At 68.4% G+C, this 22,887-nt stretch carries 22 protein-coding genes and 1 pseudogene; 11 read left to right on the top strand and 12 right to left on the bottom strand.

Translation table 11 applies throughout. From position 1 onward, the window contains the following. Nucleotides 1-116: 116 nt before the first annotated feature. Nucleotides 117-962, top strand: a complete 846-nt coding sequence (locus AC0685_RS31915; RefSeq protein ID WP_478228884.1) for an LLM class flavin-dependent oxidoreductase — start codon at nucleotides 117-119, stop codon at nucleotides 960-962. An 83-nt stretch (nucleotides 963-1,045) separates the two neighbouring features. Here the strand turns inward: AC0685_RS31915 and AC0685_RS31910 are convergent. After that, a pseudogene (locus AC0685_RS31910) lies at nucleotides 1,046-1,743 on the bottom strand (PIG-L deacetylase family protein). A 177-nt stretch (nucleotides 1,744-1,920) separates the two neighbouring features. Between AC0685_RS31910 and AC0685_RS31905 the strand changes: the two are divergent. Continuing rightward, nucleotides 1,921-3,012 carry a glycoside hydrolase family 5 protein gene (locus AC0685_RS31905; RefSeq protein ID WP_478228883.1) on the top strand — a complete coding sequence of 364 codons (1,092 nt, stop codon included), beginning with the start codon at nucleotides 1,921-1,923 and terminating at the stop codon, nucleotides 3,010-3,012. 72 nt (nucleotides 3,013-3,084) lie between these two features. Here AC0685_RS31905 and AC0685_RS31900 read toward each other — a convergent pair whose 3' ends face one another. From AC0685_RS31900 to AC0685_RS31885, 4 genes are all read right to left on the bottom strand, one after another. Next, nucleotides 3,085-3,972: a sigma-70 family RNA polymerase sigma factor gene (locus tag AC0685_RS31900; protein ID WP_478228882.1), complete on the bottom strand. Its 888-nt coding sequence runs from the start codon at nucleotides 3,970-3,972 to the stop codon at nucleotides 3,085-3,087. Nucleotides 3,973-3,984: 12 nt separating this feature from the next. Next, on the bottom strand, nucleotides 3,985-4,626 hold the full coding sequence (locus AC0685_RS31895; RefSeq protein WP_478228881.1) for a hypothetical protein: 642 nt from the start codon (nucleotides 4,624-4,626) through the stop codon (nucleotides 3,985-3,987). A 424-nt stretch (nucleotides 4,627-5,050) separates the two neighbouring features. Next, entirely contained in the window at nucleotides 5,051-6,085 is a 1,035-nt protein-coding gene (locus AC0685_RS31890) for a 4Fe-4S binding protein (protein WP_478228880.1), read from the bottom strand. After that, complete coding sequence (locus AC0685_RS31885; RefSeq protein WP_478228879.1) at nucleotides 6,082-7,263, bottom strand: thiolase family protein; 1,182 nt, start codon at nucleotides 7,261-7,263, stop codon at nucleotides 6,082-6,084. Before AC0685_RS31885 ends, AC0685_RS31890 begins: the two co-directional genes overlap by 4 nt. 89 nt (nucleotides 7,264-7,352) lie before the next feature. On the opposite strand from AC0685_RS31885, the gene AC0685_RS31880 reads away from it, so the two are divergent. Next, nucleotides 7,353-7,799, top strand: a complete 447-nt coding sequence (locus tag AC0685_RS31880) for a winged helix-turn-helix transcriptional regulator (RefSeq protein ID WP_478228878.1) — start codon at nucleotides 7,353-7,355, stop codon at nucleotides 7,797-7,799. Between the two features lie 46 nt (nucleotides 7,800-7,845). Here the strand turns inward: AC0685_RS31880 and AC0685_RS31875 are convergent, their stop codons facing one another. Together AC0685_RS31875 and AC0685_RS31870 are read right to left on the bottom strand one after the other, a co-directional pair. Further along, nucleotides 7,846-8,424 (bottom strand): DUF2867 domain-containing protein, encoded by a 579-nt coding sequence (locus AC0685_RS31875; RefSeq protein ID WP_478228877.1) that lies wholly within the window; start codon nucleotides 8,422-8,424, stop codon nucleotides 7,846-7,848. Continuing rightward, nucleotides 8,421-8,705 carry an antibiotic biosynthesis monooxygenase family protein gene (locus AC0685_RS31870; protein ID WP_478228876.1) on the bottom strand — a complete coding sequence of 95 codons (285 nt, stop codon included), beginning with the start codon at nucleotides 8,703-8,705 and terminating at the stop codon, nucleotides 8,421-8,423. The genes AC0685_RS31875 and AC0685_RS31870 overlap by 4 nt, the downstream gene beginning before the upstream one ends. A gap of 93 nt (nucleotides 8,706-8,798) precedes the next feature. On the opposite strand from AC0685_RS31870, the gene AC0685_RS31865 reads away from it, so the two are divergent. Beyond that, nucleotides 8,799-9,365 (top strand): TetR/AcrR family transcriptional regulator, encoded by a 567-nt coding sequence (locus AC0685_RS31865; protein ID WP_478228875.1) that lies wholly within the window; start codon nucleotides 8,799-8,801, stop codon nucleotides 9,363-9,365. A 60-nt stretch (nucleotides 9,366-9,425) separates the two neighbouring features. Further along, nucleotides 9,426-10,427 carry an RNA polymerase subunit sigma-70 gene (locus AC0685_RS31860; protein WP_478228874.1) on the top strand — a complete coding sequence of 334 codons (1,002 nt, stop codon included), beginning with the start codon at nucleotides 9,426-9,428 and terminating at the stop codon, nucleotides 10,425-10,427. Between the two features lie 4 nt (nucleotides 10,428-10,431). Here AC0685_RS31860 and AC0685_RS31855 read toward each other — a convergent pair whose 3' ends face one another. Genes AC0685_RS31855 through AC0685_RS31840 form a run of 4 tightly spaced genes read right to left on the bottom strand, consistent with a single transcriptional unit; the run spans nucleotide 10,432 to nucleotide 12,800 of the window. After that, nucleotides 10,432-11,016 (bottom strand): dihydrofolate reductase family protein, encoded by a 585-nt coding sequence (locus AC0685_RS31855; protein ID WP_478228873.1) that lies wholly within the window; start codon nucleotides 11,014-11,016, stop codon nucleotides 10,432-10,434. 55 nt (nucleotides 11,017-11,071) lie between these two features. After that, the gene (locus AC0685_RS31850) at nucleotides 11,072-11,218 is read right to left on the bottom strand and encodes a hypothetical protein (RefSeq protein WP_378444531.1); all 147 of its coding nucleotides are present in this window, start codon (nucleotides 11,216-11,218) and stop codon (nucleotides 11,072-11,074) included. Then, on the bottom strand, nucleotides 11,215-12,438 hold the full coding sequence (locus tag AC0685_RS31845; RefSeq protein WP_478228872.1) for a hypothetical protein: 1,224 nt from the start codon (nucleotides 12,436-12,438) through the stop codon (nucleotides 11,215-11,217). Before AC0685_RS31845 ends, AC0685_RS31850 begins: the two co-directional genes overlap by 4 nt. Then, nucleotides 12,435-12,800, bottom strand: coding sequence for a cupredoxin domain-containing protein (locus tag AC0685_RS31840; RefSeq protein WP_478228871.1), 366 nt, complete (start codon nucleotides 12,798-12,800; stop codon nucleotides 12,435-12,437). The genes AC0685_RS31845 and AC0685_RS31840 overlap by 4 nt, the downstream gene beginning before the upstream one ends. A gap of 111 nt (nucleotides 12,801-12,911) precedes the next feature. Between AC0685_RS31840 and AC0685_RS31835 the strand changes: the two genes are divergently transcribed. From AC0685_RS31835 to mptB, 6 genes are all read left to right on the top strand, one after another. Continuing rightward, the gene (locus AC0685_RS31835; protein ID WP_478228870.1) at nucleotides 12,912-14,702 is read left to right on the top strand and encodes a hypothetical protein; all 1,791 of its coding nucleotides are present in this window, start codon (nucleotides 12,912-12,914) and stop codon (nucleotides 14,700-14,702) included. Between the two features lie 392 nt (nucleotides 14,703-15,094). Then, the gene (locus AC0685_RS31830) at nucleotides 15,095-16,879 is read left to right on the top strand and encodes an ABC transporter substrate-binding protein (RefSeq protein ID WP_478228892.1); all 1,785 of its coding nucleotides are present in this window, start codon (nucleotides 15,095-15,097) and stop codon (nucleotides 16,877-16,879) included. A 110-nt stretch (nucleotides 16,880-16,989) separates the two neighbouring features. Then, nucleotides 16,990-18,021, top strand: a complete 1,032-nt coding sequence (locus AC0685_RS31825) for an ABC transporter permease (protein WP_478228869.1) — start codon at nucleotides 16,990-16,992, stop codon at nucleotides 18,019-18,021. Continuing rightward, complete coding sequence (locus tag AC0685_RS31820) at nucleotides 18,018-18,923, top strand: ABC transporter permease (RefSeq protein ID WP_478228868.1); 906 nt, start codon at nucleotides 18,018-18,020, stop codon at nucleotides 18,921-18,923. Before AC0685_RS31825 ends, AC0685_RS31820 begins: the two co-directional genes overlap by 4 nt. After that, complete coding sequence (gene nikE, locus AC0685_RS31815; protein ID WP_478228867.1) at nucleotides 18,920-20,590, top strand: nickel ABC transporter ATP-binding protein NikE; 1,671 nt, start codon at nucleotides 18,920-18,922, stop codon at nucleotides 20,588-20,590. The genes AC0685_RS31820 and nikE overlap by 4 nt, the downstream gene beginning before the upstream one ends. A 14-nt stretch (nucleotides 20,591-20,604) precedes the next feature. Then, the gene (mptB, locus tag AC0685_RS31810) at nucleotides 20,605-22,167 is read left to right on the top strand and encodes a polyprenol phosphomannose-dependent alpha 1,6 mannosyltransferase MptB (protein WP_478228866.1); all 1,563 of its coding nucleotides are present in this window, start codon (nucleotides 20,605-20,607) and stop codon (nucleotides 22,165-22,167) included. Nucleotides 22,168-22,457: 290 nt separating this feature from the next. Here mptB and AC0685_RS31805 read toward each other — a convergent pair whose 3' ends face one another. After that, nucleotides 22,458-22,874: a TIGR03668 family PPOX class F420-dependent oxidoreductase gene (locus AC0685_RS31805; RefSeq protein WP_478228865.1), complete on the bottom strand. Its 417-nt coding sequence runs from the start codon at nucleotides 22,872-22,874 to the stop codon at nucleotides 22,458-22,460. Between the last annotated feature and the right edge of the window lie 13 nt (nucleotides 22,875-22,887).

The raw sequence follows: 22,887 nt of genomic DNA, 5'->3' as shown, positions 1-22,887 counted from the left end.
GATGCTCCGGCCACTTCGTCGATCGTTCACCAGCGTCCGCCATCCTCGGGACGCTAACGTGGGTGAACGGCGTAAACAAGCGGCCGTCCGGGGACTTCGACGATGACGTTGGGGAGATGATCGACTTGACCGGCAGCACGGTCCGACACGCCGTCTATCTGCCGCCTTTCGGCCCGTTCGGTGAGCCGGGGGTGCTCGTCGACCTCGCCGTGCGCGCCGAGGCGGCGGGCTGGGACGGGTTCTTCCTGTGGGACCACGTGGTCGCGGACACCATGCCCATCGCGGATCCGTGGACGACGCTCGGCGCCATCGCGCACGCCACCAGCCGGCTGCTGTTCGGTCCGATGATCACCCCGCCCGCCCGGCGGCGGCCGTGGGTGGTGGCGCGGCACGCGTCGACGGTCAGCAGGCTCTCCGGCGGGCGGCTGATCCTCGGCACCGGTCTCGGTTCGGACGAATCCGGTGACTTCAGCCGGTTCGGCGAGCAGACCGACCTGCTGACCCGGTCGGCGATGTTCGACGAGGGTCTCGACGTCATCCGCGCGATCTGGTCCGGCAGGCGCTTCGACCACGACGGCGCGCACTACCAGGTCGCGCTCGCCGAGGCCCCGCCCGAGCCGTTCCGGATCCCGATCTGGGTGGCGAGCTCCACCGACAATCCGCGCGTCGTCCGGCGGGCGGCGTTGTGCGACGGGATCTTCCCGAATCCGGAGGACCACACGCCGACCGCCGAGGAGATCGCGGAGACGCACCGTGCGCTCGGCCTCGCCGGGCTGGAGCCGGGCCGTCCCTTCGACGTCGCGGTCGCCGGGAACGCGAGTCCGGCGTGGGAGGAGCCGATCAAGGTCGACCTGCCCGCGCTGGGGCAGGCCGGGATGACGTGGTGGATGGAGTCGCTGATGCATCTGGACCCGCTGGAGCTTTCGCAGAAGATCGTGGACGCCGGTCCGCCTCGGTGGTGAGCGGCCGCTCGGCCTCGTGAGTGGTAAGGACGGTTAGAACCGTCCTTACCACTCACGAGACCTGCCCCAAGTCTCTCCGGCACTCACTGTCCACAGTGGACCCAGGATCCGCCGCGCGGTGTCGCGTCGACGTACCACTCGCGGTTGAACACGAAGCCGAAGAGTGGCGCCGGAATCCGGGTGAGCACGCGCATCAGCGGAGCGAGCCTGCCGTTGCCGCTCACCTGCGAGGAATAGGCGGCGATCGCCGCCTGCTTCTGGCGCGCGAAGCGCCGGACGTCGAAGGTGTGCGTGATCTCGGACTTGGCGCTGTAGGCGCGGAGAAGCGCGTCGACGACGTCGCGGGGGATCGTGGCCTCCAGTAGACGGACGTCGCCCGCTTGCCGACCCCGTGTACCTTGACGTGGTCGCGGTGACCGTAGCCGCCGTTGCGGTCGTAGCTCAATAGGACCGAAGCCCCCTCTTCGCGCAGGATCGCCACGAGCCGCGCCGCCGCTTCGTCGGTGCTCGCGCGGACGAAGCGGACCCAGTCCGGCGGGTCCGGATAGAGGATCGCGCCGTGACCGCTGCCGGCGTAGCCGAGATGAACGACGCGCGCGACGCCCAGCACCTTCGCGCTCGCCTCGGGTTCGGCCCGGCGCGACGCGTCCGCGCCCCGCATGCCGATGGTGGCGACGACGAGGACGACACGGTGGCCGTCCGCGGCGGCGCGGGCGAGGGGGCCGCCGGTCAGCAGGGCTTCGTCGTCGGGATGGGCGTGGAAGGCCACGATGGTCGTCATGCTCCGAGCATGTCAGTGGTCGTCGGACCGGTCGGCGGTGAACTCTTGACCGTCCGTCGACCCTGTGGGTAATCTTCCCTTTACTTTCCAATAGTAAGGAAAGTTTCTTATTTAACTCCGCCGCCCTGACCGTCGGCGCGCCAACGTCGGTGCCGTCGACGCGAGAGGAGAAGCCGAATGCGTTGGGACAAGATCCGCCTCCGGGTGACGGCCGCACTGGCCGCCGGACTGCTGGCCCCGGTCGCGACCGCGAGCACGTCGACGGCGGCCGAGACCGCGGCCGAGACCGCGGCAGAGCCCGCAACGCAGGCAGCCGCCGCGCTGCCGCCGGGCAGTCCGGCGGCGATCAACGGACAGCTGAAGGTCTGCGGTCTCCAGCTCTGCAACTCCGCAGGCAAGCCGATCCAGCTCCGTGGCATGAGTACCCACGGCATCCAGTGGTTCAGCCAGTGCGTGAAGACCGCTTCACTCGACGCGCTGGCCAACGACTGGAAGGCCGACGTCCTCCGGATCTCGATGTACATCCAGGAAGGCGGCTACGAGACCGACCCGCGCAAGTTCACCGACATGGTGCACGGGTACATCGAAGAGGCCACCAAACGCGGGATGTACGCCCTGGTCGACTGGCACCAGCTCACCCCCGGCGACCCGAACGCGAACCTCAGCCGCGCCAAGACGTTCTTCACCGAGATCGCCCAGCGGCACAAGGACAAGACCAACATCATCTACGACATCGCCAACGAGCCCAACAACGTCAGCTGGGACCGGGTCCGCAGTTACGCGGAGCAGATGATCCCGGTCATCCGTGCTCAGGACTCCGACGGCGTCGTGCTCGTGGGCACGCACGGCTGGGGCTCGCTCGGCATCTCCGACGGCCGCGACGAGACCGACATCATCAACAACCCGGTGCGCGCCAGCAACTTCATGTACACGTTCCACTTCTACGCCGCGTCGCACAAAACCGAGTACTTCAACGCGCTGAGCCGCGCCGCGAGCAAGATCCCGCTGTTCGTGACCGAGTTCGGCACCCAGACCGCCAGCGGTGACGGCGGGAACGACTTCACCAACTCGCAGAAGTACCTCGACTTCCTCGCGTCGAAGAAGATCAGCTGGACCAACTGGAACTTCTCCGACGACAGCCGTTCGGGCGCGGTGTTCAAGCCGGGAACCTGCTCGGGCAGCTCGTTCACCGGTACGGCGCCGCTGAAGCCCGCCGGTGTCTGGATCCGGGACCGCATCCGCACCGCGGACAACTTCCCGACCTCCTGATCCCGGCAGCGCGCACGTCAGGAAAGGGTCGTTCAGGACGTTTTCCGTCCTGAACGACCCTTTCCTGACATTTCAGCCGAGCGGTTCGAAGTCCAGCGCGGCCAGGCGGTCCGGATCGGCCAGGATGTCGATCGCCGCGATCTTGCCGCCCACGACGGTGAACGCGAAGACCGTCGTCGGGACGCCGTCCTTGGTGATCACCATCCCGGCCGCGCCGTTGACCAGCGCGGGACGCGGGACTCCGCCGTCGCCCGCCGAGCGGAACATGAGCGCCTGGCTCGCCACTGTGGCCGCCCCGCGCACGAAACGCGAGGTCCCCGCCGGAGCCACGCCACCCTCGGCGCGCAGGATGACGTCCGGGTCGAGCACCGAAACCAGCGCGTCGAAGTTGCCGCCCCGGGCGGCGGCGAAGAACGCGTCGACGACTTCCCTCTGACGGCTCAGATCCGCGTCGGGGACGGTCGGCGAGCCCTGCAGACGGCGGCGCGCGCGGCTGGCTAGCTGCCGGGTCGCCGCGGAGGACCGGCCCACGATCGGCGCGATCTCGTCGAACGGCAGGGCGAACATGTCGTGCAGGACGAACGCCAGCCGCTCGGCGGGGTCCAGGGTGTCGAGCACGACCAGGAGCGCCAGCCCGACCGAGTCTGCCAGCAGTGCTTGGTGTTCCGGGTCGATCCCGCCCTCACGGCCGATGATCGGGTCGGGGAGCTGCGCGCCGACCGGCTCCTCCGGTCGCGACTTGCGGGAGCGCAGCATGTCGAGACAGATCCGGCCGACGACGGTGGTCAACCATCCGGCGAGGTTGTCCACGTCGCCGGAGTCCGACCGGCTCAGCCGCAGCCAGGCCTCCTGCACGGCGTCGTCCGCTTCGCTCAGCGAACCGAGCATCCGGTACGCCACCGCCCTCAGATGCGTCCGGTGCCCTTCGAAGCGCCGTGCCAACCAGTCGTGTTCGTCCACGGTCCCCATCCTTCATCGATCAGTCGTAACCCTGACGCGTGGGGGATCGGAGATGTGACAGGTCTTCAGCCGCGGATACCCGCTCGGATCGCCGGGGTGCGCATCGCCTTCGCCGCCGCGCCCAGGTGTGAACCGAGCGTCAGGGTCACCGCGACGGCGACGATGGCGAGATAGGTGCCGATCGTCGCGACCGCCACCAGGACGGTGCCCTCGGTACCGACGAGCCGCAGGACCTGCGACGGTGTTCACCAGCATCACGGCGGCGAACAGCGCGATCATGCCGGCGACGACGTAGTTCAGGGTCTCGGTACTGCTCGCGATCTCGACCGGTGCGGTGACTGCGGCGTTCTCGATGGCCTGCATGTGCAGCGTCCCGGTAGCGATCCCGGTGAACAGGATGATCGGCACCAGCACCCCGGCCATCTGGCGGCTTCGGACCCGAAGGTGCGCAACCGTGAGGTGACCGGTGACGCCCGCGCGTCGCAGCCGAGCCGGCAGCCAGCACGATCGCGGCGACGGCCATCTGGAGGGGCTGGTCCGCCAGGTATCGACGCCCGCTTCGCGAATCGCCTCCACCGCTCCGCGTCGGGGCACCTGCCGCGCGGCGACCGTCCCCGCCGCCAGGGCCGCGAGAAGGGTGATGTCGGTGCCCATCGAGACCGCGATCGGGCCGAACCGCGCCTCCAGCCCGGCCGGGACGCGGCCGGTGTCGCGCCGACACTTTTCAGCAACGCCATCTCCGGGGCGCGTTGCCGGATCAGTAGTGAGAGCGTCGAAAGCGTCGCGAACAGGACGATCACCAGGCCCCAGCCACCGACGACGCCCGCCATGATCAGCAGCGTCTTCGCGGTCTCCGGCCCAGCGGCGGTGCGAGTGTCCAAAAGGGACGTGAATGTCATCAGGATCGTGGCGCCGAAGAACAGCGCGACGAAGCTCGCGATGAATCCGGTGGTACGACGGCGGAGCGACGAGAACGCCAGCTCGGTCGCGATCATACGGAAGGTCCTCCCCAGGCTTTGCCGCGAGGCCGGCCGTCATCGGACAGGGACAGGCCCCCGGACGCGGGGTAGGGACGGCCCTACCGTCGCGGGTAGCCGCCGTCGACCTCCTTCACCGGCTTGTGGGGGAAACGGCGTTCGGCGTAGGCCTTCGCTGCCGATCCTTCTCGCACGTACAGCGTCTCCACTTTGTCCTGCAACGGCTTCACGACGTTTCCGAGAAAGCCGCGCCGATCTTCGAGGTACGGGCCGAGCACGTCTTCGCCCGCCGGACAGACCGCCATGCAGTACGCGGCCTTGTAGTTCGGCTTGAACGCGAGGCTCTGCCACATCGACACGTTCTCCGAGTCGGTCACCCTGGACCGGAAGTCGGCGGCGTCCTCGCTGTCGGCCACGGTCTGCGCCCAGTCGGTGAAGCCGCTCATGAACTCACGGTAGTTGTGCGTCGAACAGGCGAGGAAGTCGAATTCGCCGGTCTTCGAGATCGCCCCGATGGGACAGGCGGCGACGCACAGCTTGCACTCCAGGCAAGGGTTATAGTCGAGAGCCTCGCCGTAGGTGGACACCTCGGCATCGACGAGCAACGTCGCGAGGAGCACGAAGTTGCCGAACTTCGGGTGGATGACGTTGCGATGCAGTCCCATGGCGCCGAGACCGGCCGCGACGGCGACAGTCTTGTGCGCGACGACCCAGATCCGGCCGGGATAGTGCTCCATCTCCATCGGGAACGTCGCGGACGGGTTGATCGCGCGGTATCCGGCGTCCTGCAGCGTCCGGACGATCTTGTGTCCGGCCTCGTTGATGATCTCTCCGGCGCGATGGAACTCCTGGTTGGCGACGCTGCGGGCGGGGGAGCGGACGTCGTCGCGGTTCATCCGCACCACGAGCGAGACGAGGGTCTTCGTGCCGGGAAGGGCGCGCTCGACGTGCTCGCGTTCGCCCGCCAGATCAGGATGGTCGAGCGAGACCGCGGCCGCGTCGTCGGCGCCGGCGGCGAGACAGATCTCCTTGAGCCAGGCGGCGTCGATCACCGGGGACGGCTTGTCCCGCGGTTTGGCGAGTACCGCCCGCACCGACGGATGATCCGCCAGCTTCTTGGGGAGCCTGCCGGTCACAACGCCTCCAGGATTGTCGCGTTGGCCTGGCCGCCGCCTTCGCACATCGCCTGCAGGCCGTACCGGGCGCCGTGGTGGTGCAGCGCGTTGACCAGGGTGCCCATCAGGCGGGTCCCGCTCGCGCCGAGCGGATGGCCCAGCGCGATCGCGCCGCCGTGGACGTTGACCTTGGCCGGGTCGGCCCCGGTTTCCTGTTGCCACGCCAGTACGACACTGGCGAACGCTTCGTTGATCTCGAAGAGGTCGATGTCCGCCAGGCTCAGCCCCGCACGCCGCAGCACCTTCTCGGTCGCCGGGATGACCCCGGTGAGCATGAGCAGCGGGTCGGATCCGGTGACGGCGAAGCTGTGCAGGCGGGCGCGCGGGCGGAGGCCCAGCCGGGCCGCGGTCGCGCTGGAGGTGATGAGCAGGGCGGAGGCGCCGTCGTTGATCGGGCTGCTGTTGCCAGCGGTCACCGACCAGTCGATCTGCGGGAAACGCGCGGCGACAGCCGGATCCTGGAACGCCGGGCGCAGCTTGGCGAGCGTTTCGAGGTCGGTCCCCGGCCGGACGGACTCGTCGGTGGACACCCGGCCCGACGGTGTCTCGATCGGCACGATCTGGCTCGCGAACCGCCCGAGTTGGTGCGCCCTGGCCGCCTTCTGGTGCGAGGACATCGCGAACTCGTCCATGGCCTGGCGGCTGAGCGACCACTTCGCGGCGATGAGTTCGGCACTGATCCCTTGGGGCACCAGGCCTTCCGGGTAGCGGGCGGCGACGCCCGGGCCGAGCGGATCGGTGCCCGGGAGGACGTTCGACCACATCGGGACGCGGCTCATGGACTCGACGCCGCAGGCGATGACGACGTCGTACGCGCCGGCCATCACGCCCTGCGCGGCGAAGTGAACGGCCTGCTGACTGCTTCCGCACTGCCTGTCGACGGTGGTCGCCGGCACGGTTTCCGGCAGCCCGGCCGCGAGCGCCGCCCACCGTGTGACGTTCTGGGCCTGTTCGCCGACCTGGTCGACCGCGCCGCCGATGACGTCGTCGATCAGCTCCGGATCGAGGCCGTTGCGTCGGACGAGAGCCTGCAGCGTATGGGCGAGCAGCTGGACCGGATGGACCCCGTGCAGGGCGCCACCGGGTTTGCCCTTGCCGATCGGGGTACGGACGGCGTCGACGATGACCGCGTCGTGCACGGCTGCCTCCAGGGGTGAGTTGGTATCTCCAACTCACTGTGGCATCGAGTGGGTTGGAAATCAAGACTCACTGGGTTTACGCTGGTCGCATGACCGAAGGACCGAGGGACTGCTCGATCGCCAACGCGATGGAGGTGATCGGGGAGCGCTGGAGCCTGCTCGCGCTGCGCGAAGTGTTCTTCGGTGCGCGGCGGTTCGACCAGATCGTCCGCAACACGGGGGCGAGCCGGGACATCCTGACCGCGCGGCTGCGGAAGCTCGTCGAGACGGGAATCCTCGAAAAGCGGCTCTACGAGGAGCATCCGCCGCGCTACGAGTACGTGCTCACCGAGGCCGGGCACGCCCTCAATCACGTGCTGCTGAACCTCATGGCTTGGGGCGACGCGCACGTCACGGAGGGGCCGCCGCCGACGGTGTGGCGGCATTCGTGCGGCGAGGTCCTCGCCCCGGAGACCGTATGCGCGCACTGCCGCGAACCGGTGCGGGAGAAGGACATGACGCTGGTACGGAGCAGTCGTCGCGCCACTTCCTCGTGAGTGGTAAGGACGGTTCTAACCGTCCTTACCACTCACGAGGCTGGTCTCAGGAGTGGCTCGTCCATTCCCGCGCGATCATCCGCATGAGCGCCGGATAGATGATCAGGTACCGGAACGGCTTGATGAATTCCATGTACACCCGGCCGAACAACCCGTTGGGTTTGACCAGCACCGCCATCTGACCGCGATACCCGCCACGCCCGTCTTCGACCCAGGCGATGTGCAGGACGCCGTGCATGGTCCGGTTCGCCATTTCGGCGGCGAATTCGTCGTCGAGCCGGTAGAGCGGGGTGAACGGAAGCCAGTCCTCGTCCGGGCCGGTGGGTGTGCCGCGAAGGTCTTCCGGCAGCTTGCCGCGGAGCGATCCCACTCGGGTGTCGAGGCCGGAATTCCGTTTGTCCAGCCCCAGTAGGCGACCGAGCTTCCAGCGCAGCGCCCACAGTGCCCGGACGGGGGGTGGCGCCCCGTCCGGGAAATTCCCCGACGAGAACTGCACCACCAGCTTGCCGAAATCGTCCGGCCCGCCGGGTGTTCCGAGCGCCCAGACGTCTTCGAGGTCGAAGTCCCCGGCGATTTCGTGGATCCGCCACGAACGTGTGGTGTGGGCCGTGTTCGCGAGCTTCATGCCGACACCAACTGGACGATCTCGCGCGGACGGACCTCGCGGTCGTCGAAGGCGACGTCCACGTCCGCCAACCCCAGAGCTTGCATCGAGGCCGCCTGGGCCGCCTCGGATTCCCGGCGCACGATCGACACCACGGCGTCACCCGCGGTGGTGACCCGGCATTCGGCGGCGAGACAGCCCGGCGTGCAGCGCAAGACGTCGGCGACTCGCCGGACTCGCGCGACGAATTCGTCGTGGTGATCGGTGTGCGGGTAATGCGTGGCCACGAATCCGACAGTCATCGTCGTTGTTCCTCCCAGTGGACTTCCGCCATCTATACGGTAGCGTATATATCGTCCTAGTGGTGCCGGAGTGACGGGAGATACGGTGATCCCATGGCCGCCGCAACCCGGACCCCGCCGAGCGCCTGGATCGACGCGGGGCTGCACGCTCTCGCCGCCGGAGGTCCCGACGCCGTGCGCGTCGAGGCGCTCGCGAAAGCCCTGGGAGTCACCAAAGGCGGGTTCTACGGCCATTTCGCCGACCGGGGGGCGCTATTGGAGGGAATGCTCGCCACGTGGGAGCGGATGAGCACCGACCTGCTCTTCGAAAGCGTCGAGAGCACAGGCGGTGACGCCAGGGCGAAGATCCGGCGCGCGGGTCTGCTCGCCGGCGATCGTCTGCTGCCGATCGACCTCGCCATCCGGGATTGGGCCCGGCGCGATCCGGCCGTGGCCGAGCGGCTCCGGAGGGTCGACAACCAGCGAATGGACTACCTGCGTTCCCTCATGCGCGAGATCTTCGCCGACGAGGACGAGGTCGAGGCCCGTTGCCTGCTCGCGTTCTCACTCCTGATCGGCAAGCACTTCATGGCCGCCGACCACGGTGGCCGTACCCGGGACGAGGTCACCGAGCTGGCCGGAGCACTGCTTCTCGGCGGTCGGCCCGGTCATGACGGCTGAGGCGGGCCACCACGTCGTCAGTTCCGGTAGCCCTCGCATCCAGTGGAAGGATTGATGACGATGACCGACGCTGGAGCGCTGCGCGCCGACGCGGCCACGTTCATCGCGGCGGCCCGCTCCAGCGATACCGCGCGGTTCGCGCTCATCACGGAGCGCCACCGGCGTGAGCTGCAGGTGCACTGCTACCGGATGCTCGCGAACTACGAGGACGCCCAGGACATGACGCAGGAGACGTTCCTGCGGGCGTGGAACAAGCGGGAGTCCTTCAAGGGCCACGCCACGTTGCGGACCTGGCTGTACCGGATCGCGACCAACGTCTGCCTCGACTTCCTGGAGAAGCGCGACGACCGCACGCCCGCACCGTCCGAGCTGCCGGACTCCGAGGTGCTGTACCTGCAGCCGTACCCCGACCGGATGCTCCCCGAGGACCCGCAGGAATCGGTGGTGGTGCGGGAGACGATCGAGCTGGCGTTCATCGTCGCCGTCCAGCATCTGCCGCCGCGCCAGCGGGCGGTGTTCATCCTGCGCGACGTCCTCGGCTGGCCGGCGTCGAAGGCCGCCGACGCCCTCGAGGTGACCGTCGCGTCGGTGACCAGCGCACTGCAGCGGGCGCGCGTGACGATGCGGGAGCGGCTGCCCGGCAGCCGCCTCGATTGGCGGAGCCCCGCCACCCACGAGCTGTCGGATGACGAGCGCGGAGTGGTGAAGTCGTACATCGAGGCCCATGAGCGCAACGACCTCGACGGGCTGATCTCCCTGCTGCGGGCCGACCTGCGCTTCGCGATGCTGCCCGATTCGGGCACCGCGGTCAGGACGGCCAAGGACGCGGTGGACGGCTGGGTCTCCGGCGGGCTCTTCCAGCGCGGCCACGACGACTGGCGCGGTATCACCACGACGGTCAACCGCATGCCGGCCGCCGCGCTCTACCTGCGCACCCCCGGCGATCCGGAGTACCGGCTCTTCGCCATCGCTGTCCTGCGCGTCGTCGACGGGAAGATCGCCGAGCTCACCGGATTCGACGCCGCCGGCAAACCATGGCTGGACGTGCCCCCGGCACTGTGACCACTCAGCGCCTTGTCTCGTATCGGGTCAGCACCACACCGCCGGGAAACGTCCGTGTCTCCACCAGGGCCAGGTTCACCCAGTTGTCCAGGGCGGTGAAGAACGGCGTGCCGCCGCCCACCAGGACCGGATGGGTGACCAGCACGTACTCGTCGATCAGCCCGGCCCGCATGGCCGCCCCGGCGAGCGTCGCGCCGCCGATGTCCATCGGACCGGCGTCCTCGGTCTTGAGCCGGGTGATCTCGGTGACCGCGTCGCCGGTGACCAGGCGGGTGTTCCAGTCGACCGTGCCGGTCGTCGAGGAGAACACCACCTTCGGCATGTCCCGCCAGCGGCGGGCGAACTCGGTCTCCGCCGGGGTGGCGCCGGGCTGCAGGCCGGCGGTCGGCCAGTGGGAACTCATCGCCTCCCACAGCTTGCGTCCGTACAGCGCCAGGCCCGTCGCCGCCACCCGGTCGGACCACCACCCGAACAGCTCGTCGCTCGGTGACGAGTCCGGTCCGTCACCGCCGCTCCAGCCGAGGTCGTCGCCGGGCGCGGCGATGTAGCCGTCCACGGTCAGGTTCATGCCGAAGGTCAATTTCCGCATGGCGTCAGCCTCCTGTGAGTCGATCTCACACGTACTGACGGGGGCGGCGCGAAAACTAATCGTCGTCTTCTTCGGGTGTCGTCGGGACCTGCTTGCGCGCGACGTAGACGAGCAGCCCGATGATCACCACGGGGCCGGCGAAGATGAGGATCTCGTCCCAGCCGCCCTGGTGCATCATCACCACCCGCGCCGCGATGGTCATGAGCCGGAGACCAGCGCGATCCCGAGCGCGGTGTAGCCGATCATCAGCGCCAGCATGGGGTACTGGCCCACCTTGACGTAGTTCGAGCGCAGCACGCCGACGGAACGGTCATGCGCCGAGGTTACGGCCAGCACGTGCCCGGCGACGATCCCGGCGATCTGCACCAGCGCGATCACCCCGGCCGAGACGACCGTGTAGTCGATCGCGCGGCCGAATCCCTGCTGGCCCGAGAACACGGCGAACGAGAAGTAATGCGCGACCGTGTAGCCGACCATGATCGGGATCAACGACGGCGCGAACGCGGGATACGGGTCGAACCCTCGGCGCAGATACGGCCTGGTCAGGCTGATGGCGCCCGCGTAGGCGCCGTAGGTGAGCGCGATACAGACCGCGAGCCCGGCGGTGCCGCCGAAGACGCCCGCGTCCAGCGACGTCCAGAACGGAAGCCGGGTGAGGCCGTCGAACGCCGTCGAGCCGAGCACCACCAGCACCAGCGCGGTCAGCCAAGGCGCGGGGGAGACGGTGAGCAGGCCGTCCAGCGGATTCCGGATCACCAGGCGCCCATCTGTCCGCCTCCCGAAAGGGGAGAGGGCCGCGATCAGGCGCGCATAGACCTCGAAAGCGTCGCCGCGGTCGAACCAGCGCGGACCGAACACCGCCCCGAGAGCGATGTGTATAACGGCATACACGGTGGCGAAAAGAGCGATCGCCCTGGGCGAGTCCGAATGCGGAAACACCAGTTCCAGCCAAAGAAACGCCAGGAGGCCGACGATCGCGGGCAGGTAACCCAGTCGATCCGGGAGTTCGCGCCGTCGCGCGGGGATCAGTGCCGCGATCGTCCTCAGTGGATTCAACCGCGGCCAGACCGGGCCGAGCAGGAGCGAAAGCGGGACCAGCCCGACCCAGAACCAGACGTAGAACCACGCCGGAGCCGGGTTGCCGGCCGAGTTGTCCGGGCCTGCCCATGCCATCGCGAGGAAGCCCGCGAACAGCGCCAAGCCGAGTACGCGCGCCGCGATCCGCGAGAACCCACCATCGGCGAACCGTTGCAGGACCTCGGGAAGGGGGCGGCCGGCGTCGGCGCCGCGGAGTTTGGGCTTCTTCCAAAGCACGGTGAGCGCGAAGAAGGAGACCACGACGGCCGCCGCTCCCGCGTAGAGCGCGAGCCACAGCGGGACCGGCAGATCGGACCGGCCGCCGAGACCGTGCGCCAGGATCATCCGCTCACCCGGAGCTTGGTCACCGCCGCGCCGCTCTTGTGCAGTTCCACCTCGAAGATCCCGTCGATGTTCGCGGTGAAGGCGACCGTCCCCGGAACCCCGGGAGACAGCTGGGCGGCCTTGTCGTAGCCGTGGACGTGCAGTTCGTCCGGCTGGTCCGACGTGACTTCGAGCGCGACGTTCTCGCCCGTGCGCACCGCGACCTCTTCCGGCCCCGCCGTGCGCTTGCCCTCGGTGATCGAGAACTTGACGGTCCGGGTGCCGGCGCCCGGCGCCTGTTCGGAACCGGTCGTTCCCGAACAGCCGGTCACGGCCAGCAGTGCGGCCACGGTGATCCCGCGGATCCCGCCGATCCTCCGCATCGAGGTGCCTCCAAGTCGTACGCCCCGGCTTGCCCGGCCGGGACCTTGCGCCTATCGTGTTACCCCAAGGTAACAGTTACTCAGGTTAGCAGGAAGGCGAGCACGGTGTTCATGGCTCAGGAGAGCCCGCCTGCCGGCGGCGCGCAATTCGGGCAGATCGTCATCGCGGGCCTGATGTTCACCGCGGTCTTCCTGCCCTTGGCCCTTTTCGTGCTCCGCGAGCGCGCGGGGAAGCGGACGGTCTTCGGCCGCGTCGCCGACTGGATGGGCGGGTTCAGCGGTCTGCCGCGCTGGGCGGCGCTGCCGATGTTCGTCGCCTTCCTCTCCGGGATGTCGGCGCTGATCGGCGTCTACTGGGACGTGCCGATCCACATGGAACTCGGCCGCGACGAAGGCCCGCTCGCGAACCCTTCGCATTACCCGATCTACTTCGGACTGATGGGCATCTTCGCCAGCGGCGTGCTCAGCGCGACCCTCGCGACGAAGGACCTGCCCAAGCGCACGTTCAAGATCGGCCCGCACTGGCGGGCGCCGATGGGGTCCATCCAGATGATGGCGACCGGCCTGGTCGGCATCGCGGGCTTCCCGCTCGACGACGTGTGGCATCGCCTGTTCGGCCAGGACGTCACCGAATGGGGACCGACGCACGTCCTGATGATCGGCGGCGGCGTCTGTGTCGTGCTGGGCCTGCAACTGCTGCTCGGCGAGGCCCGACAGGTCGGCGCGACCGGGCCGGTCGTGCGCCTGCTCGGCCCGGTGCTCGCCGGTGCCTGGATGATGGGTGCTTCGGCGTTCCTCATGGAGTTCGACCTCGGCGTCCCACAGTTCCCGATGCTGTCGCAGGTCGTGCTCGTCGGTCTGATCGGCGCGTGGACGCTGACCTACGGGCGGCTGTCCTGGGGGCCGGGCGGCGCGCTGATCGTGCTCGTGGTCTTCCTCGCGTCCCGTGCTTCGTTCGCCGTCATCCCGCTGTTCGCGGACCTGCACGTGGCCTCGCTGCTGCCGTACGTCGCCGAAGCGGTGATCATCGAGGTCGTCGCCCTCGCGATGCGCAACCGGCAGGGCTACACGTTCGCCGCTGTCGCCGGTCTGCTCGTGGGGACCGCCGGGATGCTCGCCGAGGCGGCGTTCACCCACTGGCTGATGCCGAACCCGTGGCCCGCCGCCCATCTGCCGCTGTTCGTCCTGTTCGGGACCGGCGCGGCGCTCGCGGGTGCGTTCATCGGTGTCTGGCAGTACCAGCGAGTGGAAGAGACGGCGACGCGGGTGCCCGCGGCGGGGCCCCGGCACGCCGTCGGACTCGTCGGCGCGCTGGGCGCGGTCGCCCTGATGTCGGCGGTCGCCGTCCCGCAGGATCCGGAACCGGGGTTCACCGCCGACGTCCGGCTGACCGAGGCCGCGACCGGGCTGCCGATCTCGAATCCGCACGGCGGCGGCACACCCCGCTGGGTCGACGCGACCGTGACGATCTCGCGGCCCGACCTGGCCGACGATGCCGTGTGGCTCAACGGTTTCGCTTGGCAGGGCGGCGACTTCTTCACCGCGCCGCTGGAGAAGATCGGCGACGGGGTGTACCGCACCGCCCAGCCGTTGCCGGTGTTCGGCCAGTGGAAGACGGGGATCCGCGTGCACGTCCCGAACCGGGTGATGGGGCTCGCCCCGATCTACGCGCCCGCCGACCCGGCCGCGAACGCGCCGTCGATCGACGCGAAGTCCGGCACGCGCCCGTTCATGTCGGAGATCGAGTTCCTGCAACGGGAGCGGAAGTCGGACACACCCGCCGTGCTGTGGACTGTCGCTTACGTGACCGTGGGGCTCATCTTCGCCGGTATGTGGGCGCTGTTCGCGTGGCTCTACGCGGCCGCGGCCACCGCGCGGCGGCGTGAGGTCCCGGTCGGCTGACGCCTCGCGTTTCGTCCTCTGAATGCGGTACTTGCGTGTGCAACTACCGCATTCAGAGGACGAAACGCTTTGCTCTCACTTCGTCGCACGTATCGATTGGGCATCATCGCGCGCAAGGCTTTTGCAAGCCCGCTTCCCTTGAATACCCAGGACACTGCACGTGTTGCCCGTTCGCGCGCCGAAATGGTGACACAGCGCAACGTCGATGAGACGTAAAGTAGCTGCCGACCACGCGACGACATCCGCTGTGCACGATCGGTATTGGCGAGTCATTGCGCGGTTACCGCGACATGTGGTTACTTTTCCGCCTCGGGGGTTGGGTTACAGCGAGTTTCGATGGGGTGGTCTTCGTGCGCACAGAGCGTTTTCCGAAGCGACGGCGCGGTCTTCGCGTGGTCGCGGTCCTCGCCGCTTCGGCGGTCGCGACGGTGCCTTTCGTGCCCGCCGCGTCGGCGCAGCAACAGGGCAAGGTGCTCCGGGTGGCGCTCACGACCGGCATCGACCACCTGAACCCCTTCACCGCCCAGCTGGCGGCGTCGACGCAGGTCGGCCGGTTCAACTACGAGTTCCTGACCCTGCCCTCGGCCGAGGACACCCAGCCCACGGGCGGGATCGCGGAGTCGTGGAAGACCTCCGACGACAAGCTCACCTGGACCTTCACCATCCGCCAGGGGATGAAGTGGTCCGACGGCAAGCCGATCACCGCGCAGGACCCCGCGTACACCTTCCAGCGGATGCTCGACGACGAGAACGCCCGCACCGCGAACGGCAGCTACGTGACCAACTTCGCCTCGGTGTCGGCACCCGACGACAAGACGCTGGTCATCAAGACCAAGGCCCCGCAGTCGAGCATGACCTCGCTCGACGTCCCGATCGTGCCCAAGCACATCTGGGAGCCGATCAAGGATCTCAACGCCCCCTCGACCGACGACATGGCCGTGGTCGGCGTCGGCAGCGGACCGTATCTGCTGACCGAGTACAAGAAGAACGAATTCGTGAAGTTCAAGGCGAACAAGGACTACTGGCGTGGGGCGCCCAAGGTCGACGAGCTGCAACTGTTGCAGTTCAAGGACGCCGAGGCCGCGGTCAACGCGCTGAAGCAGGGCGAGGTCGACGTCATCAACCGGCTCACGCCGACGCAGTTCGACGCGCTCAAGGGCGAGAAGAACATCACCACGAACAAGGCGCCGGGCCGCCGGTACAACGAGCTCATCATCAACTTCGGCGTCAAGAACGTCCTCGACCAGCCGATCGGTGACGGCAACCCGATCCTGAAGGACCTCCGCGTCCGCAAGGCGATCGCGCAGGCCATCGACACCAAGACCATCGTGGACAAGGTGATGAACGGGTACGGCCAGCCGGGGACCGGTGTCGTTCCGGCGATCTACAAGGCCTACACCTGGAGCCCGTCGGACGCCGAGAAGACCAAGTTCGACATCGCGGCCGCGAACGCCACCCTCGATCAGGCCGGCTACGCCAAGGGTGCGGACGGCATCCGCGTCGCCCCCGGCGGCGCGAAGCTGGAGTTCCGGCTCGCCGGTCACGCGAACCGGCCGTTCGACCAGCGCACCGCGCAGTTCGTCAGCGGTTGGCTCAAGGACGTCGGCATCGGTGTCAAGCAGGAGCTCGTCTCCGACGACGAACTGGACGACCGCACCACCGCGGGCAATTACGACCTCGCGATCTCCGGCTACGGCACCTCACCCGACCCGGACTACGCCCTCAGCCTGAACACCTGCGCCGGCCGCCCGAACGCGGAGGGCAACGGCGGCAGCTCGGCGACGTTCTTCTGCGACTCGCGCTACGAAGACCTGTACAAGAAGCAGCTGACCGAGTTCGACCCGGCGAAGCGCGCCGAACTCGTCAAGCAGGCGCAGGCGGTGCTGGCGGGTGAGTACGTCGACGTCGTCCTGGACTACGACAACGTGCTCGAGGCCTACCGCTCGGACAAGTTCTCCTCGTTCACCAAGCAGCCGCAGCCCGACGGCGCGATCCTCGAACAGTCCGGCTACTGGGGCGTCTACGGCGCCACTCCGGCCGACGCCGCCGCGGCGGGCGCCGAGGAAAGCAGCAACACCGGATTGTGGATCGGCATCGGCGTGGTCGTGCTCGTGGTGCTCGTCGGCGGCGGGGTGCTGCTCGGGCGGCGCGGCAAGTCGGCCGACGACCGGGAGTAAGCAGCTGTCGGCGGAGCTGAGATCTACTCCGAGAAAGGGACACAACGCGTGAACCAGTCTGGCTGGCCGCTCGCGGACGCGGGTTCACCGACGAAATCAGAAGGACCGCGTTGACCGAAGCACTCAGTTCCCTCGAAAAGCCCCCAGCGCTCGGCGATCCCGACGAGCGCCGGGGCGGGACCGGCACCGCCCGGTTCGTGCTCTCCAAGATCGGCGGCGCGCTGGCGAGCCTCGCGCTCGTCGTCGTGCTGGGGTTCTTCCTGTTCCGGACGCTGCCCGGCGATCCCGTGCGGTTCATGGTCCGCGACCGGCCGACCGATCCGAAGATGATGGCGGAGCTCCGGGCGCAGATGGGCGTGGACAAGCCGCTGCTGCAGCAGTTCTGGGACTACCTCACCGGCCTGCTCCAGGGCGACATGGGGGTCTCGTACCTGCAGCGGCGCCCGGTCATGGACATGGTCGGCGAGCGGTTGTGGCCGACGATCCTGCTCGTCGGCAGTGCGACAGTGCTCGCGGTCGCGCTCGGCCTGTGGCTCGGCATCCGCGCGGGCTGGCGCCGGGGGAGCAGGTTCGACAAGGTCCAAACAGGACTCGCGCTGACCCTGTGGTCGGTGCCGCAGTTCTGGCTCGGCCTGATGCTCCTGGTGGCCACCAACGGACTCTTTCCCAGCCGGGGCATGCATTCCCCGGATGTCGCGCCGGGCTTCTTCAGTGAAGGGCTCGACGTGCTCCACCATCTGGTGCTGCCATGCGTGACCCTGCTGGTGGTGTTCTACGCGCAGTACATGCTGGTCATGCGTTCGTCCCTGATCGGTGAGATGAACTCGGACTACCTCACCACCGCGCGGGCCAAGGGCCTGCGTGACGACCTCGTCCGCAAGCGGCACGCCGTGCCCAACGCCCTGCTGCCGACGGTGACGCTGGTCTTCATGCAGTTCGGCATGGTGGTCTCGGGTGCGGTCTCGGTCGAGGCCGTGTTCAGCTGGCCGGGGCTCGGGCAGCTGCTCTACGAAGCGCTCCGCGGACCTGATCTACCTGTCCTGCAAGGAGTCTTCGTCACCCTCGCGGGTGCGGTGGTGCTGATGAACCTGCTCGCGGAGTTGCTCTACCGCGTGCTCGACCCCAGGGTGCGGACGGCATGACCACTGCGGAAAAACCCGGTTCGATCGTCTGGCGCCGCCGCCGCGAGGCCGTGGCGAAACGCTGGCACGAGTTCACGACGAACAAGGCGGGCGTCTTCGGGCTGGCCTTCCTCGGTGTCATCACGGTGCTGGCCATCCTCGCGCCGGTGATCTCGGACGAATCCGGACTCGACGTCACCAAGGCCCAGGGCGGTTCGCTGGAGTCACCCAGCGGGGAGTTCTGGCTGGGCACCGACATCGACGGCCGTTCGGTGCTGCTGATGACGTTCTGGGGTGCGCGGATCTCGCTGCTCACCGGTTTCTCGGCGGCGTTCCTCTCGGTGCTGATCGGCACCCTCATCGGGATCGCGGCCGCGCATTTCGGCGGCTGGCTGTCCGGGCTGCTGCTGCGGTTCACGGACTTCTTCCTGGTGCTGCCGTCGCTCGTCCTCGCCGTGGCGCTCGCCTCGGTGCTGGACCAGGGCACGATGACGGTGATCATCGCCATCGGCGTCACCGCCTGGCCCAGCACCGCGCGCCTGGTCCGCGCGCAGACCCTCACGATCGAGGGCCGCCCGTACATCGAGCGCGCGAAGGCACTCGGCGGCGGTCACCTGCACATCGTCGGCAAGCACGTCCTTCCCGGCGTCATGCCGCTCGTGCTGGCCAACACCACGCTCGTCGTGGGCAACGCGGTCATCGCGGACGCGACGCTGGCGTTCCTCGGCGTCGGCAACCCGAACACCGTCTCCTGGGGAGCCATGCTGCAGACCGCGTTGAACAACGGCGCGATCAGCAAGGGTGCCTGGTGGAACCTGCTGCCGCCGGGTGTCGCGATCGTCGTGGTCGTCCTCGCCTTCACCCTCGTCGGACGCGCGCTGGAGACCGTGCTGAACCCGCGCCTGAAGGGACAGCACTCATGAGCCCCTTGCTGGAACTGAAGAACCTCGGCGTCACCTACGCCACCGGAGGCGGTGAGGTCGCCGCCGTCCGCGGCGTCGACCTTGTCCTCGAAGCCGGCGACACCCTCGGGGTCGCGGGGGAGTCGGGATCGGGGAAGTCGACGGTCGCGATGAGTGTGCTGCGGCTGCTCCCGCGGTCGGCGAAGGTCAGCGGGGAGATCCTGCTGGACGGCGAAGACGTCACGGCCATGAAATGGGGCAGGCTGCGCGCGGTGCGCTGGGCCGAGGCCTCGGTCGTGTTCCAGGGCGCGATGCACGCGCTCAACCCGGTGCGGAAGATCGGCGAGCAGATCGCGGAGCCGATCCGCCTGCACCCGCCCGGCGGCAAGGCGCTTTCGGACGGCGAGATCCAGGCCAAGGTCTCCGAGCTGCTCGAACAGGTCGACCTGCCACCCGGCCGTGCCGGGGCCTACCCGCACGAACTGTCCGGTGGGCAGAAGCAACGCGTCATGATCGCGATGGCGCTGGCCTGTTCGCCGCGGCTGATCATCGCGGACGAGCCGACGACCGCGCTCGACGTCGTCGTCCAGGCTCAGGTGCTCGACCTGCTGGGCAGGCTGGTCACCGAGCAGGGGATCGGGCTGATCATGATCAGTCACGATCTGTCGGTACTCGCCGCGACCTGTCGCCGGATCGCGGTGATGTACGACGGCGAGATCGTCGAGGAGCGGCCGAGCGCGGAGTTGATGAGCGCGCCGCACCACGAGCACAGCAAGGCGCTGGCGGCCGCTTTCCCGACCGTCGGCGACCCTGCGTCCCGGTTCGCGCCCGCGACCAGCACGCCGTTGCCACCGGAGCCCGAACGCACCGGTGACCAGCCGGCGCTGTTGGAGGCCGAGGATCTGCGCGTCAGCTTCCGCGACCGCACGGGCAAGCGGATCAACGCCGTCGCCGGGGTGAGCCTCCAGGTGCGGAAGGACGAGATCGTCGCGCTCGTCGGCCAGTCCGGTTCTGGCAAGACGACGCTCGCCCGGACCCTGCTCGGGCTGCAGAAACCCGACTCCGGCGCGGTGCGGTACGACGGCAAGCCGGTTCCGCTCGGTGGCGCCGGGCTCAAGGCGTACCGGCGGCAGGTCCAGCTGGTGCTGCAGGACCCGACGAGCGCGCTGAACCCGAATCACACGGTGTACGAGGCCGTTGCGGAAGGCCCGCGCATCCACGGAATGGGCGCGAACGAGCACGAGATCGTCGTCAAGGCACTGGAAGCGGCCGAACTGCGGCCTGCGGAGAAGTTCCTCGACCGGCTCCCGCACGAGCTGTCCGGCGGGCAGCGGCAGCGGGTCGTCATCGCGGGCGCGCTCGCGCTGGACCCCGGCGTGATCGTGGCGGACGAACCGGTGGCGTCACTCGACGCGTCGGTGCGGGGGGAGATCCTCGCGCTGCTGCTGCGCCTGCGGCGTGAACTGGGTCTCGCCGGGCTGGTGATCACCCACGACCTCGGACTGGCCTGGAACATCGCCGACCGGGTCGCCGTGATGTATCGCGGGGAGCTGGTGGAAGTGGGTACCGTGGAGGAGGTCCTGCTGGACCCGAAACACGACTACACGAAGTCGCTGCTCGCCGCGTTGCCCGGTGGCACCGCGCGGGAAACACCCATTGCCGCGCACTCGCACAGGCGCGGTGTGTAACCTCCAATCTCGAAATGGCGACCACTACAGACCCCCAGCAGACGCCCTCGGCCGGCTCCCTCGGCGAGCGGCTCCGGGTGCCTTCCCGGTTCCCGTACCGCACCATCGCGATGGGAACCATAGGCAGCACGCTGCTGATGCTGGCGGCGCTCGGCGCCGGTGGAATCCTCATCCGTGACCCGATCCTGGGGCACGGACCGCTGTCGTGGATCCGCTACGGCCATGGCCGCATCCTGGCCAACGTGATGCTCTACACGGGCTTCGCGCTGATCATCTGGGCGTGGGTCCGTTTGGGTCGCTACGCGCTCGCGGGCCGGATCGGCAGCCGTCCGATCGTCATCGCCGCCGCCTGCTGGATGGCGCCGCTGCTGGTCTCGCCGCCGCTGTTCACCCGCGACGTCTTCTCCTACCTCGCGCAGGGCGCGCAGCTGCTCAACGGGCTCGACCCGTACGCCAACGGCCCGGCCGAACTGGCCGTGCTGCCGGACGTCGTGCAGAACGTCCATCCGCTGTGGCAGACCACGCCCGCGCCGTACGGCCCGCTGTTCCTGCTGGTCGCCAAGGGGATCGTCTCGGTCACCGGCAACGACATGATCGCCGGTGTCATCGCGACCCGGCTGGTCCTGATGCTCGGCCTGGTCGGGATGCTGTGGTCGCTGCCGCGGCTGGTCAAGCACCTCGGTGGCAAACTGCCGATCACGTTATGGCTCGCCATCGCCAGCCCGATGACGGTGATCCACTTGGTCGGCGGACCGCACAACGACCTGCTGATGCTGGGCTTCCTCACCGTCGGCGTGCTGGCCGCGCTGGAGCGCAAGCACGTCGTCGCGATCGTCCTGGTCACCATCGGCATGCTGATCAAGCCCACCGCGGCGTGGGCGCTGCCGTTCCTGGTCTGGGTGTGGGCGAACCACCTGCCCGGCGACCGGAAGGTGGTCAACTTCTTCCGCGCGGGCGCCGCGTCGGTCGGGATCTTCCTGCCGGTGTTCGTCGCCGGCACCTGGCTGTCGCTCGGCTCGGTCAACCTCGGCTGGCTGACCGGTCTCAAGGCGCCGACGCTGATCGCGAACTGGATGAACTTCCCGACGGGGATCGGCGAGATCTTCTACTCGCTGGTGGACCTGGTGATCGACGTCGAGGTCTCGCCGTTCGTCACGGTGTTCCGCGCGATCGCGATGGTCGGCCTGTTCGTCTTCGCCGGCTGGCAGTGGTGGCTCGCCCGCGACGGCGGCTACCCGGCGATCCACCGGATGGCGATCGTGCTGCTGGCCGGTGCGATCGTCCCGCCGCCCTCGTTGCCGTGGTACCTGACCTGGGGTTTCGTCGTTCTTTCCGCGTTCGAATGGCGCCGCCGTAATCTCGCGGTCGTCGTCGCGGTGTCGGTTTTCGTGACGCTGGTCTACTACCCGACGGGGGAGCAGGCGCTGTACGACTGGTGGTTCATGGCGGGCGTCGTCGCGGCGAGCGTGTACGCGGCCGCTTCGCTGCTGCGGCCGGATCCGCTGGGGATCGTCGCCGCTTGGCGGGGGAAGCCGGTGGAGCAGTTCCTGCCTGCCGAGGCTCCACGCTCGTCCTGACTTTTCAGTCCGTGAAGGCCTCCTTCACTACCTTCAGGGTAGTGAAGGAGGCCTTCACGGACCTCTGGTGAGAGCCTCGCGATCGCGAAGGGCGAGTTTCCTCGGCTGAGCCGCGTGAAGGGGGCCTTCACGCGCTCTGGAGTGAAGATTGTGACTCCTGAGACGATCAAACGGTCCGTGAAGGGCCCTTCACGGACCCAGAGTCCTTCAAGGAATCTCATCAAATGTATAACGACCTATACGGCATGGCGAAGGCCTTGTTGCCGTAGAACGGCAACAAGGCCAAAAGCTCAGGAAGCGCGCCACCCACTCCAGGAGTGAACGAGGGTGCTCACCACGGCATGCGGTGCAGGCTGCGCCTCGTACTGCGGATACTTGTCCCGCAGCAGCCGCGCCGGTAGCGCCTGCTCGTCGGGATCGGTCAGCGCCCGGGCGACACCGTCGGCCCGAGCCCACCACAGTCCTGCCCAGTCCTCGTCGTAGTGGTCGGTCAGAAAACTGACCGCGGGGTTCTCCGCGATGTTCTTCAGGCGCCGCAACGCCGTCGTGCTCTTGGGCTTGTGGTCGATCGCGAACGCCACCGAGTCGCCTTCGAGAACGAACGTCACCGGCACCACATGGGGCACGCCGTCCGAACCCGTCGTCGCCAGCCTCGCTATCCGCTCGCCTTCGAACCGTGACCTGGCTTCGGCACGCGTCATCCGCATGTCGCAGACGGTA

It is taken from the genome of Amycolatopsis sp. NPDC043889, from assembly GCF_056435645.1.
Note: the sequence above shows the minus strand (reverse complement) of the source record. Positions and strands in the feature narration are given on the sequence as shown.

Excerpts from the sequence above, each read along its gene's own strand:
- AC0685_RS31915 (WP_478228884.1), top strand. The coding sequence starts at position 117 with ATGATCGACTTGACCGGCAGCACGGTCCGACACGCCGTCTATCTGCCG.
- AC0685_RS31905 (WP_478228883.1), top strand. The coding sequence starts at position 1,921 with ATGCGTTGGGACAAGATCCGCCTCCGGGTGACGGCCGCACTGGCCGCC.
- AC0685_RS31895 (WP_478228881.1), bottom strand. The coding sequence starts at position 4,626 with ATGGGCACCGACATCACCCTTCTCGCGGCCCTGGCGGCGGGGACGGTC.
- AC0685_RS31880 (WP_478228878.1), top strand. The coding sequence starts at position 7,353 with ATGACCGAAGGACCGAGGGACTGCTCGATCGCCAACGCGATGGAGGTG.
- AC0685_RS31875 (WP_478228877.1), bottom strand. The coding sequence starts at position 8,424 with ATGAAGCTCGCGAACACGGCCCACACCACACGTTCGTGGCGGATCCAC.
- AC0685_RS31870 (WP_478228876.1), bottom strand. The coding sequence starts at position 8,705 with ATGACTGTCGGATTCGTGGCCACGCATTACCCGCACACCGATCACCAC.
- AC0685_RS31865 (WP_478228875.1), top strand. The coding sequence starts at position 8,799 with ATGGCCGCCGCAACCCGGACCCCGCCGAGCGCCTGGATCGACGCGGGG.
- AC0685_RS31860 (WP_478228874.1), top strand. The coding sequence starts at position 9,426 with ATGACCGACGCTGGAGCGCTGCGCGCCGACGCGGCCACGTTCATCGCG.
- AC0685_RS31855 (WP_478228873.1), bottom strand. The coding sequence starts at position 11,016 with ATGCGGAAATTGACCTTCGGCATGAACCTGACCGTGGACGGCTACATC.
- AC0685_RS31850 (WP_378444531.1), bottom strand. The coding sequence starts at position 11,218 with ATGACCATCGCGGCGCGGGTGGTGATGATGCACCAGGGCGGCTGGGAC.
- AC0685_RS31845 (WP_478228872.1), bottom strand. The coding sequence starts at position 12,438 with ATGATCCTGGCGCACGGTCTCGGCGGCCGGTCCGATCTGCCGGTCCCG.
- AC0685_RS31840 (WP_478228871.1), bottom strand. The coding sequence starts at position 12,800 with ATGCGGAGGATCGGCGGGATCCGCGGGATCACCGTGGCCGCACTGCTG.
- AC0685_RS31835 (WP_478228870.1), top strand. The coding sequence starts at position 12,912 with ATGGCTCAGGAGAGCCCGCCTGCCGGCGGCGCGCAATTCGGGCAGATC.
- AC0685_RS31820 (WP_478228868.1), top strand. The coding sequence starts at position 18,018 with ATGACCACTGCGGAAAAACCCGGTTCGATCGTCTGGCGCCGCCGCCGC.
- nikE (WP_478228867.1), top strand. The coding sequence starts at position 18,920 with ATGAGCCCCTTGCTGGAACTGAAGAACCTCGGCGTCACCTACGCCACC.
- mptB (WP_478228866.1), top strand. The coding sequence starts at position 20,605 with ATGGCGACCACTACAGACCCCCAGCAGACGCCCTCGGCCGGCTCCCTC.
- AC0685_RS31805 (WP_478228865.1), bottom strand. The coding sequence starts at position 22,874 with ATGCGGATGACGCGTGCCGAAGCCAGGTCACGGTTCGAAGGCGAGCGG.